This window comes from Streptomyces sp. NPDC048696, from assembly GCF_043198895.1.
Classification (GTDB): domain Bacteria; phylum Actinomycetota; class Actinomycetes; order Streptomycetales; family Streptomycetaceae; genus Streptomyces.
Window position 1 is genome coordinate 91,276 of sequence record NZ_JBICVJ010000017.1, and the last position, 13,878, is coordinate 105,153.

13 protein-coding genes are annotated in these 13,878 nt (G+C 70.9%); 11 read left to right on the forward strand and 2 right to left on the reverse strand.

The features are described 5' to 3' along the window. Positions 1-92 precede the first annotated feature (92 nt). The 5 genes from ACGFRG_RS29985 to ACGFRG_RS30005 all read left to right on the forward strand — a co-directional run bounded on the left by ACGFRG_RS29985 (position 93) and on the right by ACGFRG_RS30005 (position 3,698). Complete coding sequence (locus tag ACGFRG_RS29985; protein ID WP_393268911.1) at positions 93-998, forward strand: ABC transporter substrate-binding protein; 906 nt, start codon at positions 93-95, stop codon at positions 996-998. A gap of 113 nt (positions 999-1,111) precedes the next feature. Next, entirely contained in the window at positions 1,112-1,501 is a 390-nt protein-coding gene (locus ACGFRG_RS29990) for a cell division protein SepF (protein WP_361426257.1), read from the forward strand. Between the two features lie 56 nt (positions 1,502-1,557). Next, positions 1,558-2,682 carry an AAA family ATPase gene (locus ACGFRG_RS29995; protein ID WP_393268915.1) on the forward strand — a complete coding sequence of 375 codons (1,125 nt, stop codon included), beginning with the start codon at positions 1,558-1,560 and terminating at the stop codon, positions 2,680-2,682. After that, a complete protein-coding gene (locus ACGFRG_RS30000) occupies positions 2,634-3,083 on the forward strand; it encodes a nucleotide pyrophosphohydrolase (protein ID WP_393268918.1) in 450 nt (149 codons plus the stop codon). The genes ACGFRG_RS29995 and ACGFRG_RS30000 overlap by 49 nt, the downstream gene beginning before the upstream one ends. Positions 3,084-3,206: 123 nt before the next feature. After that, the gene (locus ACGFRG_RS30005; protein ID WP_361426265.1) at positions 3,207-3,698 is read left to right on the forward strand and encodes a DUF6099 family protein; all 492 of its coding nucleotides are present in this window, start codon (positions 3,207-3,209) and stop codon (positions 3,696-3,698) included. Between the two features lie 74 nt (positions 3,699-3,772). On the opposite strand, the gene ACGFRG_RS30010 is transcribed toward ACGFRG_RS30005, so the two are convergent. After that, on the reverse strand, positions 3,773-4,003 hold the full coding sequence (locus tag ACGFRG_RS30010; protein ID WP_393268921.1) for a hypothetical protein: 231 nt from the start codon (positions 4,001-4,003) through the stop codon (positions 3,773-3,775). 248 nt (positions 4,004-4,251) lie between these two features. Between ACGFRG_RS30010 and ACGFRG_RS30015 the strand changes: the two genes are divergently transcribed. The 6 genes from ACGFRG_RS30015 (at position 4,252) to argF (ending at position 13,174) form a co-directional block, all read left to right on the forward strand. Continuing rightward, positions 4,252-5,181: an LLM class F420-dependent oxidoreductase gene (locus tag ACGFRG_RS30015; RefSeq protein ID WP_393268924.1), complete on the forward strand. Its 930-nt coding sequence runs from the start codon at positions 4,252-4,254 to the stop codon at positions 5,179-5,181. Positions 5,182-5,183: 2 nt separating this feature from the next. Beyond that, positions 5,184-6,137 (forward strand): homocysteine S-methyltransferase, encoded by a 954-nt coding sequence (gene mmuM, locus ACGFRG_RS30020; protein ID WP_393269005.1) that lies wholly within the window; start codon positions 5,184-5,186, stop codon positions 6,135-6,137. Between the two features lie 105 nt (positions 6,138-6,242). Then, complete coding sequence (locus ACGFRG_RS30025) at positions 6,243-7,829, forward strand: 3' terminal RNA ribose 2'-O-methyltransferase Hen1 (RefSeq protein ID WP_393268927.1); 1,587 nt, start codon at positions 6,243-6,245, stop codon at positions 7,827-7,829. Further along, positions 7,826-10,471 (forward strand): polynucleotide kinase-phosphatase, encoded by a 2,646-nt coding sequence (locus ACGFRG_RS30030; RefSeq protein ID WP_393268929.1) that lies wholly within the window; start codon positions 7,826-7,828, stop codon positions 10,469-10,471. The genes ACGFRG_RS30025 and ACGFRG_RS30030 overlap by 4 nt, the downstream gene beginning before the upstream one ends. Before the next feature lie 339 nt (positions 10,472-10,810). Then, positions 10,811-12,043, forward strand: coding sequence for an arginine deiminase (locus tag ACGFRG_RS30035; RefSeq protein WP_361426280.1), 1,233 nt, complete (start codon positions 10,811-10,813; stop codon positions 12,041-12,043). An 84-nt stretch (positions 12,044-12,127) separates the two neighbouring features. After that, positions 12,128-13,174, forward strand: a complete 1,047-nt coding sequence (gene argF, locus ACGFRG_RS30040; RefSeq protein WP_361426283.1) for an ornithine carbamoyltransferase — start codon at positions 12,128-12,130, stop codon at positions 13,172-13,174. On the opposite strand, the gene ACGFRG_RS30045 is transcribed toward argF, so the two are convergent. Further along, complete coding sequence (locus ACGFRG_RS30045) at positions 13,134-13,595, reverse strand: ATP-binding protein (RefSeq protein ID WP_361426286.1); 462 nt, start codon at positions 13,593-13,595, stop codon at positions 13,134-13,136. The two genes, argF and ACGFRG_RS30045, sit on opposite strands and share 41 nt — an antisense overlap. Positions 13,596-13,878 lie beyond the last annotated feature (283 nt).

A 13,878-nucleotide genomic window follows, 5' to 3' on the forward strand; every position in this document is an offset into this window, starting at 1 on the left:
CCCGGGTACGGATCCTGGCGGGGCGGGACGACTCGGGCGTACGGCGTGACCTGGCGCCGACGCGCAGCACACGTACAGGAGCGGGTGACCTCATGGAAAAGCCGGTCTGGCAGTTCTCGGACGACCGTGGACAGCGGGCGACGGCGGGGCGGACGCCCGCCCGGGTGACCGCCTACATCCAGGCCGCGGCCACGCTGTGGGACAACGGGGTGGGCGTACAAGCGGCCTTCGGCTCCTTCCACGACGGCGCCGAGCCCGACCGGGCCAAGGCGGGCGGGCTGCCCCTGGACAGCATCCGCTACCTGGGCGCGGGCCACGCCCTGGACCTGGACACCCTGCTCCAGGGCAGGCCCGACCTCGTGGTCGCCGTCAGCTACGGCGGCGGCCAGGTCTACGGGCTCGCCCCTGAGACCGCCAAGCACCTTGAGGAGCACGTTCCGGTCGTCGTGATCGACGTCGGGCACTCGCGCGACCTGGCCGGGATCAGGGACCGCTTCACCGAACTGGCCCGCTCGCTCGGCGGCGACCACCACGAAGAGGGCGCCCGTCTCCTGGACGCGGCGCGACGGCGGCTGCGCACGGTGACGGCCGCTACGCGCGCGTCCGCGTCGGCGGACACGACCGGGCGGCCCCGGGTGCTCGCCCTGTCGCCTGCCGGAACCGACCAGGTCCATGTGGCCCGCCCGGGCGCCTGGCCCGAACTGCGCGCACTGGCGGAACACGGCGTCCATCTCGTCGAGCCACCCGCCGGCACCGGGGCGAGCTGGGCCACCCTCACCTGGGCCGAGGCAGCGGCACTGCCCGCCGAAATCATCCTTTCGGACATACGGGTGAACGCCACTCCGATCGAGGAGCTGCGCGCCGATGCGCACTGGCGGTCGATCGAGGACCGGTCGCAGGTGCTGCCGTGGAACCCCGAGACACCGTGCAGCGCCCGTGCCCACGCCCGCTTCTTCGTCCTGGTCGCGGACGCGGTGGCGGCCACCGTCGTACGCTAGTACGCCTCGGTCCGGACAACTTCACAGCTCAGAGCCGTGTCGGAGTTGGGCTGAACGGGTGAGCGGCGTCATCATGGCCGGATGCAGATACAGCACATGGGCGAGGTGGTCCGGTGAGCAGGTACGACGTCACCGATGAACAGTGGGAGGGGCTCGCCCAGGTCGTTCCGCTGCGCAGCCGCAACGAGTGGCCGTCGCGGGTCGACCACCGAACCATCCCCAACGAGTACGCGGCCGTCGAGCAGCGGCGCTTCGTCGTCCTGCGCGTACAGGTCTTCGCGGACGCGCGCGAGGTCGCCGAGTACATGATGGCGCAGACCCCGGTCCTGCTCGATCTGACCGGCGCCGACACCGAAGTGGCCAAGCGGATCCTCGACTTCAGCAGCGGAGTCGTCTTCGGCATAGGCAGCGGAATGCACCGGGTCGACCGCAACGTCTTCCTGCTGGCCCCGGTCGGCACGGAGGTGGAGGGCATCGCGGAGGCCGTCGTCCCTCATTCGTAGGAAGATGATCGCGGCGTAACGGTTCGTCGTTTTTTGTGCTCGTACGGTTCCGTTCCATGAACGGAACCTGCGACCGGCCCACCGTCACCGAACTGCGGCTCTCCGCCTTCAAGTCGCACCGGGGCGCGTCCTTCCCGCTCGGCCCGCTGACCTTCCTGGCGGGACCGAGCGGCAGCGGCAAGTCCAGCGTCCTCCAGGCGTACGAGGCGCTGGCCCGGCTCGGCTCCGGCTCCTCACTGGCCTCGGTCTTCAGCGATCCCGAGGGATGCGTGCCCGAGCGCGCCGAGGCCGACGCCCAGGGCCGGCGCGGGTTCCGTATCGGCTGCACCGTCGACGGCCCCGCCGGTCCCGTCCGGCTCGACCTCGCCGTTCAGGCCGAGCCGGAACTCCGCGTCGTCGGCGAACGTTTGACCAGTGACGGACGGACCCTCCTGTCCACGGCCCTGCGCGACCCCGGGCGCTCGACCGTACAGGCCGCCTGGCACACCGCGGGCGCGGTGCCCGTCACCCGCGCCCCGCTCCCCGACGACCGGCTCGGTACAGCCCTGCTGCCGCTGCGGGTCGCCGGAAAGACCGAAGGGCAGCGGCGGGTGCTCGCCGCCGCCGAGCAGGTCGTGGTGGCGCTGCGCTCGGTGTTCGCCTGCGACCCCCAGCCGCAGCGGATGCGCGAACCCGTGGTGCCGGGCCAGGGGCGGCTGCGGCGCGGCTGCGACAACCTCGCCGAAGTCCTGATGCGCACCGCCGACGAGTGCGCCATCCGCCACGCCCGCCTGGTCACGGCGGCCCGCGCGGGCTGCGCCGGCCCCGTCACCGCCCTCGTCGGCCACGCGCTCGCCGACGGCACGTTACGAGCCGAGGTGGGCCGGGGCGAGCGGACACCGACCCCCGTCGACCGCCTCGGCGAGGGCGAACTGCGCTACCTCGCGCTCGCCCTGGTGCTGCTCACCGGCCCCGGCGTCCTCGCCATGGACACCGTCGCCGAGGTCCCGTCCGCCATGCAGACCCTCACCGTGCTCGCCGACGGCTTCGACCGCGGCCTCGACCGGCGCCAGGCCGGTGAACTCGTGGCGCTGGCCGTCGAGATGTGCCGACGCGGCCACATCCGCCTCCTCGGGGCCGTGGCGGACGCCGGATGTGCGCGTGGGGTGGCCGGGGTGTCAGTGGTAGACCTGGAGCCGTGACCCCACCGGACGTAGCGGGACTGCAGCGCAGGCTGGCCGACTTCGCGGCCGCGCGCCACTGGCAGCCCTACCACACCCCCAAGAACCTCGTCTCCGCCCTCAGCGTCGAGGCCTCCGAACTCCTGGAGATCTTCCAGTGGCTGACTCCTGATCAGTCGGACCACGTCATGGAGGACCCGGACACGGCCCACCGCGTGCGGGACGAGGTCGCCGATGTCCTCGCCTATCTCCTCCAGTTCTGCGAAGTCCTCGGCATCGACCCGCTCGCCGCGCTCTCCGCCAAGATCGACCGCAATGAGCTCCGCTTCCCCCTCCCCACCGCCCCGCCCCTCGCGCACCCGACCAGCACAACTCCTGTACAGAATCCCGAAGAAAGCCCAAACGGTCACTCTTCGGAGTGAGCGAGTTATTCAAAACCCCCTGCCTGTCCACAGATTTCCCAATTACCCTGGCTTTCCGGGCCGCAAAAGCTCACTCTAGGTAGTGAACGGGGAAGCGGATCGTCGTATGAACGGGGGCGGCTCATGGACGCGGTACGGCTCATCGGGGTCAGCAGGTCAGCGCTCGCGCAAAGCACCGCGGTGCTCGAAATCGTCGCCGAGGCCTGGCAGGCGCAAGCCCTCGCCCAGGCCATCGGCAGCCATCTGGCGGCCACCGGCCCGCCGGAGCTCAGGGGCGAGGCCCTCGGCCTCAGCGAGACCGGCGGACGCGGCTGCGGAGCGCTCGACCACCCAGCGCTGCGCATCGGCGGCATCCGCGCGGCCCAGCTCTCCGAAGTCAGTGATGCCAGACAGGCCCTGACCGGGCTCGGCGGACTGCTCGGAGACGTCGGGATGGCCCTGGTCGGCGTGGCCTGCGCCACCGACGAGGAAGGGCTCTACTGGCAGTGCATCGAAGCCATAGACGCCGCCGACGAGTCGAGCGACCGGGTCCGCGGAATGCTCCGCCGGCTCACCGTACGGGAGCAGGAGAGACGGCCCGGTGTCCTGCGCGACTCGACGGCGAGGCCGTCATGAACGGATGGGGCGCGAACAAGAGACGAGAACGGAATACGGGGCGGGATGTGCCCCGGGATGCGGGCGCGGCAGACTCAGCTGCCCGAGGCGCGGCCCCCGCTGAGTGCCTCGCCGTCCCCGCCCGGCGGCGTCCGGTCGGCGGAGGACTGCAGATCCGCGTCCAGCTGCGAGAGATCGGCGGTCAGCGCCGCCATCAGTTCCTCCATCTGCTGCAGCAGCCCCTTCGGCGCACCTTGCTGCTCGGGAACGGACTGCGCGGCCGGCTGTTGCGGCGCGGCCTGTTCGGGCACGGCTTCCTGGGACATGGCGGCCTCCTCGGCCCAAGCCCTCCCGCGCTGCTGCGGGACGGCGGATCGGCAGACGCACCGGCAACGGCCGCCGGCACGCGGGCCGGGCGGTCCGGCTCCGCCACAGCAAACGACCACTCAGCGCGACAGTCACTGGTCAGGACGTGTGCCGCCCGCCAGGTTGACGCATATTCACCCGACCGGGCAGCCATACGGCACGCTGCAAGGGCAGGGTTGACGGCAGTTCGAAGGTGCAGGATGGATCCATGGATCTTCGCATCTTCACGGAGCCCCAGCAGGGGGCCGACTACGACACCCTCCTCAGCGTCGCCCGAGCCACCGAAGATCTCGGCTTCGACGCCTTCTTCCGCTCCGACCACTACTTGCGGATGGGCTCGTCCGACGGCCTCCCGGGCCCCACCGACGCCTGGATCACCCTGGCCGGCCTCGCCCGCGAGACCCGGCGCATCCGCCTCGGCACCCTGATGACCGCCGGCACCTTCCGGCTCCCCGGCGTGCTGGCCATCCAGGTCGCCCAGGTCGACCAGATGTCCGGCGGCCGCATCGAACTCGGCCTGGGAGCAGGCTGGTTCGAGCAGGAGCACAAGGCGTACGGGATCCCCTTCCCCAAGGAGAAGTCCGCCCGCCTTGAGGAACAGCTGGAGATCATCACCGGACTCTGGGCGACCGAGACCGGCAAGACCTACAGCCACGAAGGTACGTACTACCAGCTCACGGACTCGCCCGCGCTCCCCAAGCCCGTCCAGGCCAAGGTGCCGGTCCTCATCGGCGGCCACGGCGCGACCCGCACCCCGCGGCTGGCCGCACGGTACGCGGACGAGTACAACATCCCGTTCGCCTCACTCGCCGACAGCGAGCGCCAGTTCGGGCGGGTGCGCGCTGCGGCCGAGAGCGTCGGACGCAGTCCGGACGACCTCGTGTACTCCAACGCGTTGGTCGTCTGCGTGGGGAAGAACGACGCGGAGGTCGCGCGCCGCGCGGCCGCCATCGGAAGGGAAGTGGAAGAACTCAAGGCGAACGGACTGGCAGGCTCGCCCGCCGAAGTGGTGGAGAAGATCGGTACGTACGAGGCGGTCGGCTCGTCCCGGATCTACCTCCAGGTCCTCGACCTGAAGGACCTCGATCACCTGGAACTGATCGCCTCACAGGTCCAGTCCCAGCTGAACCGGCCGTGACCGTGCGTCCCGCCCGTCCGCTCGCGGCCGCGCTCGCCGAACGGACCGTGGTCCTGGACGGCGGTCTCTCCAACCAACTGGAGGCCCAGGGCTGTGACTTGTCTGATCCTCTGTGGTCGGCCCGGCTGCTCGCCGACGACCCGAGCGAGATCGAGGCCGCGCACCGGGCGTACGTACGGGCGGGCGCACAGGTACTGATCACCTCCAGCTACCAGGCCACCTACGAGGGCTTCGCCCACCGAGGCGTGTCCCACGAGGAGGCGACGACACTCCTTGCCCGGAGTGTGGAGCTGGCGAGAAGGGCGGGGGCAGGGGCAGGGGCAGGGGTGGAGGGGGTGGGGGGAGGGGAGGGGGAGCCCCCCGAACGCGAAGTCTGGGTCGCCGCCTCCATCGGCCCCTACGGCGCCATGCTGGCCGACGGCAGCGAGTACCGGGGCCGGTACGGGCTGACGGTGCGGGAGCTGGAGCGTTTCCACCGCCCCCGCGTGGAGGCGCTGGCCGAGGCCAGGCCGGATGTGCTCGCCCTGGAGACGGTGCCCGACGCCGATGAGGCCGAGGCGTTGCTGCGGGCGGTCGAGGGATGCGGGGTGCCGGTGTGGCTCTCGTACGGCGTCGAGGGGTTGCGCACCCGGGCGGGCCAGGCGCTGGACCGGGCGTTCGAGCTGGCGGCGGCGCTCGACCAGGTGATCGCGGTCGGCGTGAACTGCTGCACTCCCGCCGACGCGGACCGGGCGGTGGAGTTGGCGGCCTCGGTGACCGGGAAGCCGGTCGTCGTCTATCCCAACAGCGGGGAGCGCTGGGACGCACAGGCCCATTCCTGGCGGGGCGGAAGCACCTTCGACCCGTCTCGCGTCGAGGCCTGGCGCGCCGCCGGTGCCCGTCTGGTGGGCGGCTGCTGCCGGGTGGGTCCGCAGGAGATCGCACAGCTGGCCGACTGCGTGGCGAAGGGGGTGTGAGGCCGGGGGCGGGGCGGCGTCGGCATGCGACCAAGGGGTGCCGGGATGGCCGACCTGGGTGAAAATGCCTGGTAGAAGCCGGGCGAACCAGGTGATACTCGATGCGTGTTCCTGACAATCACCACGACCGGTACCCCTGAGCGCCCTGCCACCGACCTCGGTTTCCTGCTGCACAAGCACCCCGGGAAGGCGCAGGCGTTCTCCACCTCCCATGGCATCGCGCACGTCCTCTACCCCGAGGCGAGCGCCGAGCGCTGCACGGCCGCGCTGCTCCTGGAGGTGGATCCGGTCGCGCTGGTGCGGCGGGGCAAGGGCAAGGGGCGCGGCGGCGCGCCCGATTCCGCGCTGGCTCAGTACGTCAACGACCGTCCGTACGCGGCCTCTTCGCTGATGTCCGTCGCGCTGAGCACCGTCTTCAAGAGCGCGTTGCGCGGTGTGTGCAACGCGCTGCCGGAACGGGCCGAGGCGCCGCTGCCGCTGCGGATCGAGGTGCCCGCGCTGCCCGCGCGCGGCGGCGCCGACCTCGTATGCAAGCTGTTCGAGCCGCTGGGCTGGGCCTCGGTGTCGGCGCAGCCGTTGGCGCTGGACGAGAGGTTCCCGCAGTGGGGCGAGTCGCGTTACGTACGGCTCGTACTGGAAGGGGAGCTGCGGCTCGCGGACGCGTTGCGTCAGCTGTATGTGCTGCTGCCGGTGCTCGACGACGCCAAGCACTACTGGGTCCCGCCCGACGAGGTGGACAAGCTGCTGCGCGCCGGTGACGGCTGGCTGGCCGACCACCCCGAGCAGAAGCTGATCACCAGCCGCTATCTGTCCCGGCGCTGGGGGCTCACCCGGCAGGCGATGGAGCGGCTTGAGCTGGTCCGACTCGCCGAGGCCGACGATATCGCGGTCGAGGCCATCGACAACGCCGTCGACGAGACGACCGACACCGAGGACAAGCCTGTGCCGCTCGCCGTGCGTCGCCGTGAGGCGATCATGGCGGCGCTCACGGCGGCCGGGGCGAGCCGTGTGCTCGACCTCGGCTGCGGTCAGGGTCAGTTGATACAGGAACTCCTCAAGGACGTCCGGTTCACCGAGATCGTGGGCGTGGATGTCTCGGTGCGCGCGCTCACGATCGCCGCGCGCCGGCTCAGGCTGGAGCGAATGGGCGAGCGGCAGGCCGACCGCATCACGCTGACACAGGGCTCGCTCGCGTACACGGACAAGCGGCTCAAGGGGTACGACGCGGCGGTGCTCAGCGAGGTGATCGAACACCTCGATCTGCCCCGGCTGCCCGCCCTGGAGTACGCGGTGTTCGGCGCGGCACGCCCGCGGACGGCGATCGTGACGACGCCGAACGTGGAGTACAACGTGCGCTGGGAGACCCTTCCGGCCGGGCATGTGCGCCATGGTGATCACCGGTTCGAGTGGACTCGCGCGGAGTTCCGCGACTGGGCGGGTGCGGTTGCCGAACGGCACGGATACGACGTCGAGTTCGCGCCTGTCGGGCCGGACGATCCCGAGGTGGGGCCGCCGACGCAGATGGCCGTATTCAAGGTGATCAAGAGCGACGAGCCGCCCCGCCGGGCCGCGACGCGCAACCAGGGCCCGGCGCACACGGAGAACCAGACATCCACCGACAGCGGGACACCCGCCGAGACCCTGACGCCCACCGAGGCCGAGACGACCGTGAAGGAGGCGAACGCCGCATGAGTGCCGAGTCCAGCAACAGCGCAGACAACAGCGCGGATGCCCGTACGGGTACCAGCGCACGCACCAGTACCACCGCCAGCACCAGTGCCACCACCGGTACGGAAGAGACCGCGCCCGCGAAGCGCACGCTCGCCGTCCCCGACCTGTCCCTCGTCGTGCTCATCGGTGCCACCGGATCGGGTAAGTCCACTTTCGCCCGACGGCACTTCAAGCCGACCGAGGTCCTCTCGTCCGACTTCTGCCGGGGGCTCGTGGCCGACGACGAGAACGACCAGAGCGCGAGCGGCGACGCGTTCGACGTGCTCCACTACATCGCCGGTAAGCGGCTGGCGGCCGGGCGGCTGACCGTTGTCGACGCCACGAGTGTGCAGGTGGAGAGCCGCAGACAGCTGGTCCGGCTGGCCCGGGAGCATGATGTGCTGCCGATCGCGATCGTCCTCGATCTGCCCGAGGAGGTGTGCGCCGCACGCAACGCGGCCCGTCCCGACCGAGCCGGCATGCCCCGTCAGGTCATCGCACGCCACCGCCGTGAGCTGCGGCGTTCGCTGCGCGGCCTGGAGCGCGAGGGGTTCCGCAAGGTGCACGTCCTGCGCACCGAGGCGGAGGTGGACCGCGCCGAGATCGTGATCGAGCGACGCTTCAACGACCTCGCACACCTCACCGGCCCCTTCGACATCATCGGTGACATCCACGGCTGCCGCTCCGAGCTGGACAGCCTGCTCACCAAGCTGGGTTACGTGGATGGCGTCCACCCCGAGGGCCGTACAGCGGTCTTCGTCGGCGACCTGGTCGACCGCGGCCCGGACAGCCCGGGTGTGTTGCGGCGCGTGATGAAAATGGTGGCCGACGGTAACGCTCTGTGCGTGCCCGGGAACCATGAGAACAAGCTCGGACGTTATCTGGGTGGCAAGAAGGTCCAGCGCACCCATGGACTGGCGGAAACCATCGAGCAGTTGGAGAAGGAGGACGATGGATTCAAGGAACAGGTGAAGGAGTTCATCGACGGGCTCGTCAGCCACTATGTGCTCGACGGCGGCAAGCTGGTCGTCTGTCACGCGGGTCTGCCCGAGAAGTACCACGGGCGTACGTCGGGGCGTGTCCGCTCGCACGCGCTGTACGGAGAGACGACCGGCGAGACCGACGAGTTCGGCCTGCCCGTGCGCTACCCGTGGGCCGAGGACTACCGCGGCCGCGCGGCAGTCGTCTACGGGCACACGCCGGTGCCGAACACATCGTGGATCAACAACACCATCTGCCTGGACACGGGTGCGGTGTTCGGCGGAAAGATGACGGCGCTGCGCTGGCCGGAGCGCGAGCTCGTCGACGTGCCCGCGGAGAAGGTCTGGTACGAGCCGGTCCGTCCGCTGGCCACCGAGGCGCCCGGTGGCCATGACGGCCGACCGCTCGACCTGGCCGATGTGCACGGCCGTCGCGTCGTGGAGACGCGGGAGCTGGGCAATGTGGCGGTGCGCGAGGAGAACGCGGCGGCCGCGCTCGAAGTCATGAGCCGGTTCGCGGTCGACCCCAGACTGCTCGCGTATCTGCCGCCGACGATGGCGCCGACGGCGACTTCCCGAGAGGAGGGCTACCTGGAGCATCCGGCGGAGGCGTTCGCGCAGTACCGGGCGGACGGTGTCGCGCGGGTCGTGTGCGAGGAGAAGCACATGGGCTCGCGGGCGGTGGCGCTGGTGTGCCGGGACGCGGAGGTGGCGCGCGAGCGGTTCGGAGTGGACGGGCCCACCGGGGCGCTGCACACCCGTACCGGACGCCCGTTCTTCGACGACGCGGCGGTCACCGAGGCGGTGCTGGAGCGGCTGCGGACGGCTGTGTCCGCCGCGGGGCTGTGGGACGAGCTCGGCACGGACTGGCTGCTGTTCGACGCCGAGCTGATGCCGTGGTCCCTGAAGGCCTCCGGCCTGTTGCGTTCGCAGTACGCGGCGGTGGGTGCCGCGTCCGGGGCGGTCTTCCCGGACGCGCTGCGGGCCCTGGAGGCGGCCGGGGAGCGCGGGGTCGACGTGGCCGGGCTGCTGGCGCGCCAGCGGGAACGGGCCGATGACGCGGCCGCGTTCACCGAGGCGTACCGGCGGTACTGCTGGACGACGGACGGTCTGGACGGGGTGCGGCTCGCACCGTTCCAGATCCTCGCCGCCCAGGGGCGCAGCCTGGCCGGGGTGCCCCACGACGAGCAACTGGCGTGGCTGGACCGCCTGGTCGAGCACGACCCGACCGGGCTGCTCCAGGTCACCCGGCGCCTCGTCGTGGACACCGGCGACGAGGAGTCGGTGCGGGCGGGTGTGAACTGGTGGCTGGAGCTGACCGGCGCGGGCGGCGAGGGGATGGTCGTCAAGCCGCTCCAGGCGCTCGCCCGGGACGGCAAGGGGCGTCTGGCACAGCCCGGTATCAAGGTGCGCGGCCGGGAGTACCTGCGGATCATCTACGGTCCGGAGTACGTGCGGCCCGACAACCTCGACCGGCTGCGGCACCGTTCGCTGGGCCACAAGCGCTCGCTCGCGCTGCGTGAGTACGCGCTGGGTCTGGAGGCGCTGGAGCGACTGGCGTCGGGCGAGCCGCTGTGGCGCGTCCATGAGGCGGTCTTCGCGGTCCTGGCCCTGGAGTCGGAACCGGTGGACCCCCGCCTCTGACGCGGCCGGGGGGCGGATCGGTGCGGCTCCGCCTTACGGGCCAGCGGGTCCGGCCTGCCCGGCCCCGCCGCGCCCATGGCTCGCCCGCGCGGCTTCGCCCTTCCGGCCGCGCCGGGCCGGTGTGGCCTGCCCCAGCCCGGCCTGCCCCGGCCCGGCCTGCCCCGGCACGGCATGGTCCGGTTCGGCACGGTCCGGTCCGGGCCGTCGGCCTCGGTGGGACCGCCTGCTGTCGATGCTCGTCCGGGCCCCGCTCGCCTCGGCCCCGCTCGCCTCGGCCCCGCTCGCCCCGGCGTCTGCGTTCGTCGGGTGCGGGGGCTTTGGGCGGGACAGGATGGGGGCATGGGATTCCATGTCGACTCCGAGACCGGGCGGCTGCGCCGCGTCATCCTGCACCGGCCGGATCTGGAGCTGAAGCGGCTCACGCCGAGCAACAAGGACGCTCTCCTCTTCGACGATGTGCTCTGGGTGCGCCGGGCACGTCAGGAGCACGACGGCTTCGCCGATGTGTTGCGCGACCGCGGGGTCCAGGTGCATCTCTTCGGCGATCTGCTGCGCGAGTCGCTGGCGATCCCGCAGGCGAGACGGCTCGTACTGGACCGGGTCTTCGACGAGAAGGAGTACGGCCCGCTGGCGACCGGGCATCTGCGGGCGGCCTTCGACGATCTGTCCGCCGCCGATCTCGCCGAGGCGCTGGTCGGCGGGATGACCAAGCGCGAGTTCCTGGAGCGGCACGCGGAGCCGGTCTCGGTCCGCTTCCACGCGCTGGAGCTGGACGACTTCCTGCTCGGCCCGCTGCCCAACCACCTCTTCACCCGGGACACCTCGGCCTGGATCTACGACGGCGTCTCCATCAACGCGATGCGCTGGCCCGCGCGGCAGCGCGAGACCGTGCACTTCGAGGCGATCTACCGCCACCATCCTCTCTTCACGGGTCCGGAGGCGGGCTCCTTCCACACCTGGTCGAAGGGGCAGAGCGACTATCCGTCGACGATCGAGGGCGGTGACGTCCTGGTGATCGGCAATGGCGCGGTGCTCATCGGGATGAGCGAGCGGACCACGCCGCAGGCCGTGGAGATGCTGGCGCGCGGGCTGTTCGCGGCCGGTTCGGCGCAGTGCATCGTGGCGCTCGACATGCCCAAGCGGCGGGCGTTCATGCACCTCGATACGGTGATGACGATGGTGGACGGAGAAACCTTCACTCAGTACGCCGGGCTCGGCATGCTCCGCTCGTACACGATCGAGCCGGGCGCCGGGGAGCAGGAGCTCAAGGTGACCGACCATCCGCCGGAGCACATGCACCGTGCCATCGCGGCCGCGCTGGGCCTGGACGGGATCCGGGTCTTGATGGCCACGCAGGACGTGCATTCGGCGGAGCGCGAGCAGTGGGACGACGGCTGCAATGTGCTGGCGGTCGAGCCGGGCGTGGTCGTGGCCTACGAGCGCAATGTCACCACCAACACGCATCTGCGCAAGCAGGGCATCGAGGTGATCGAGATTCCCGGCAGCGAGCTCGGGCGCGGGCGCGGCGGGCCGCGTTGTATGAGCTGCCCGGTGGAGCGCGATGCCGTATAGCCGTGAACAGCTGCGACGTATAGAGATGCGTTCAATCGTATATACTTCCAGCCTCCCCGTATCCGTCACCCAGGAGCAGCCACCATGGCGACAGATCTCGCAGGCCGCCACTTCCTCAAGGAGCTGGACTTCACCGCCGAGGAGTTCCGCGCTCTGGTGGAGCTGGCCGCCGAGCTCAAGGCCGCCAAGAAGGCGGGGACCGAGGTCCAGCGGCTGCGTGGCCGGAACATCGCGCTGATCTTCGAGAAGCCGTCGACCCGGACCAGGTGTTCCTTCGAGGTGGCGGCCGCCGACCAGGGCGCTTCCACGACGTATATCGACCCGGCGGGCTCGCACATCGGGAAGAAGGAGTCGGCGCGGGACACCGCGCGCGTGCTGGGCCGGATGTTCGATGCGATCCAGTTCCGCGGTGACGCCCAGAAGACGGCGGAAACGCTGGCCGCGCACGCGGGTGTGCCGGTCTACAACGGGCTCACCGACGCCTGGCACCCCACCCAGATGCTCGCCGACGTCCTCACCATGACCGAGCACACCGACAAGCCGCTGGAGCGGACGTCTTTCGCCTATCTGGGTGACGCCCGGTACAACATGGGCAACTCCTACCTGGTCACCGGCGCCCTGCTCGGTATGGACGTACGCATCGTGGCGCCCCGGGCGTACTGGCCGTCCGACGACGTGGTCGCCCTCGCGCACCAGGCCGCCGGGCAGAGCGGCGCGCGTCTGACGATCACCGAGGACATCGCGCGGGGCGTGGCGGGCGCGGACTTCGTCGCCACCGACGTCTGGGTGTCGATGGGCGAGCCCAAGGAGGTCTGGGCCGAGCGCATCAAGACGCTCGCGCCCTACGCCGTGACCATGGACGTCCTGCGGGCCACCGGCAACCCGGACGTCAAGTTCCTGCACTGTCTGCCCGCGTTCCACGACCTGGGCACGGCGGTCGCCCAGGAGATCCATGAGCGGTACGGACTCGCCGAGCTCGAAGTCACCGACGAGGTCTTCGAGTCGGCGCACTCGGTCGTCTTCGACGAGGCGGAGAACCGGCTGCACACCATCAAGGCGGTGATGGTCGCGACCCTCGCCGGTGCGACCCTCAGCGGCGCGGCGGCAACGGCGGGCGCGTCGGCAGGGTGAACCAGACCGCCTTGCCGTGCGCGGTGGGGCGGTGACCGCACGCCGAGCTCAGCGTGCGGATCAGCAGCAGACCCCGTCCGTGCTCCTGCCAGGGGTCGGGCTCGTCCCGCGGCCCCGGCGCGGAGAGATCGCCCGGCGGCAGCGGCGAGCGGTCGTGCACCTCGACCTGGCAGCCCGACGCCAGCAGCTCCACGACCAGCTCGATCGGCTGGTCACCGGCGGTGTGCTCGACGGCGTTGGCGACCAGTTCGGCGGTGAGCAGCTCGGCGGTGTCGCTGTCGGCCGACGCCTCGATGTCCGCGAGCGCGGTACGGATCAGGGCGCGCGCGATCGGCACGGCGGCGTTGGTGTGGGGGAGCGCGATACGCCAGGAGGTCGGGGTGCCGGCCGGTTCGCGGGCGGGGCCGGAGGGGTCGGGCAAGGCGGAGGTTTCCGTTCGGGTCGCGTGGGGTCGTCTCGGACCGGATGGGGTGATTCCCGGACGTGGATGGGGACGGGCCCGGGCTCTGGTGCTTCGTTCAACTTTACGAAGTGCGGTGCGCGGGCGAGTAGAGGCCCCCGGCAGCCGAAAAAGGGACGTGCGCCACATCGGGAGCGGGCCGTTCGCCCCTCTGTGCCGCTGTGCCGCTGTGCCGCTGTGCCTTCTGGGTCTCTACCCCTCGTATCGCGTACTCATGACGACAGTCACATAACGGTGATACCTT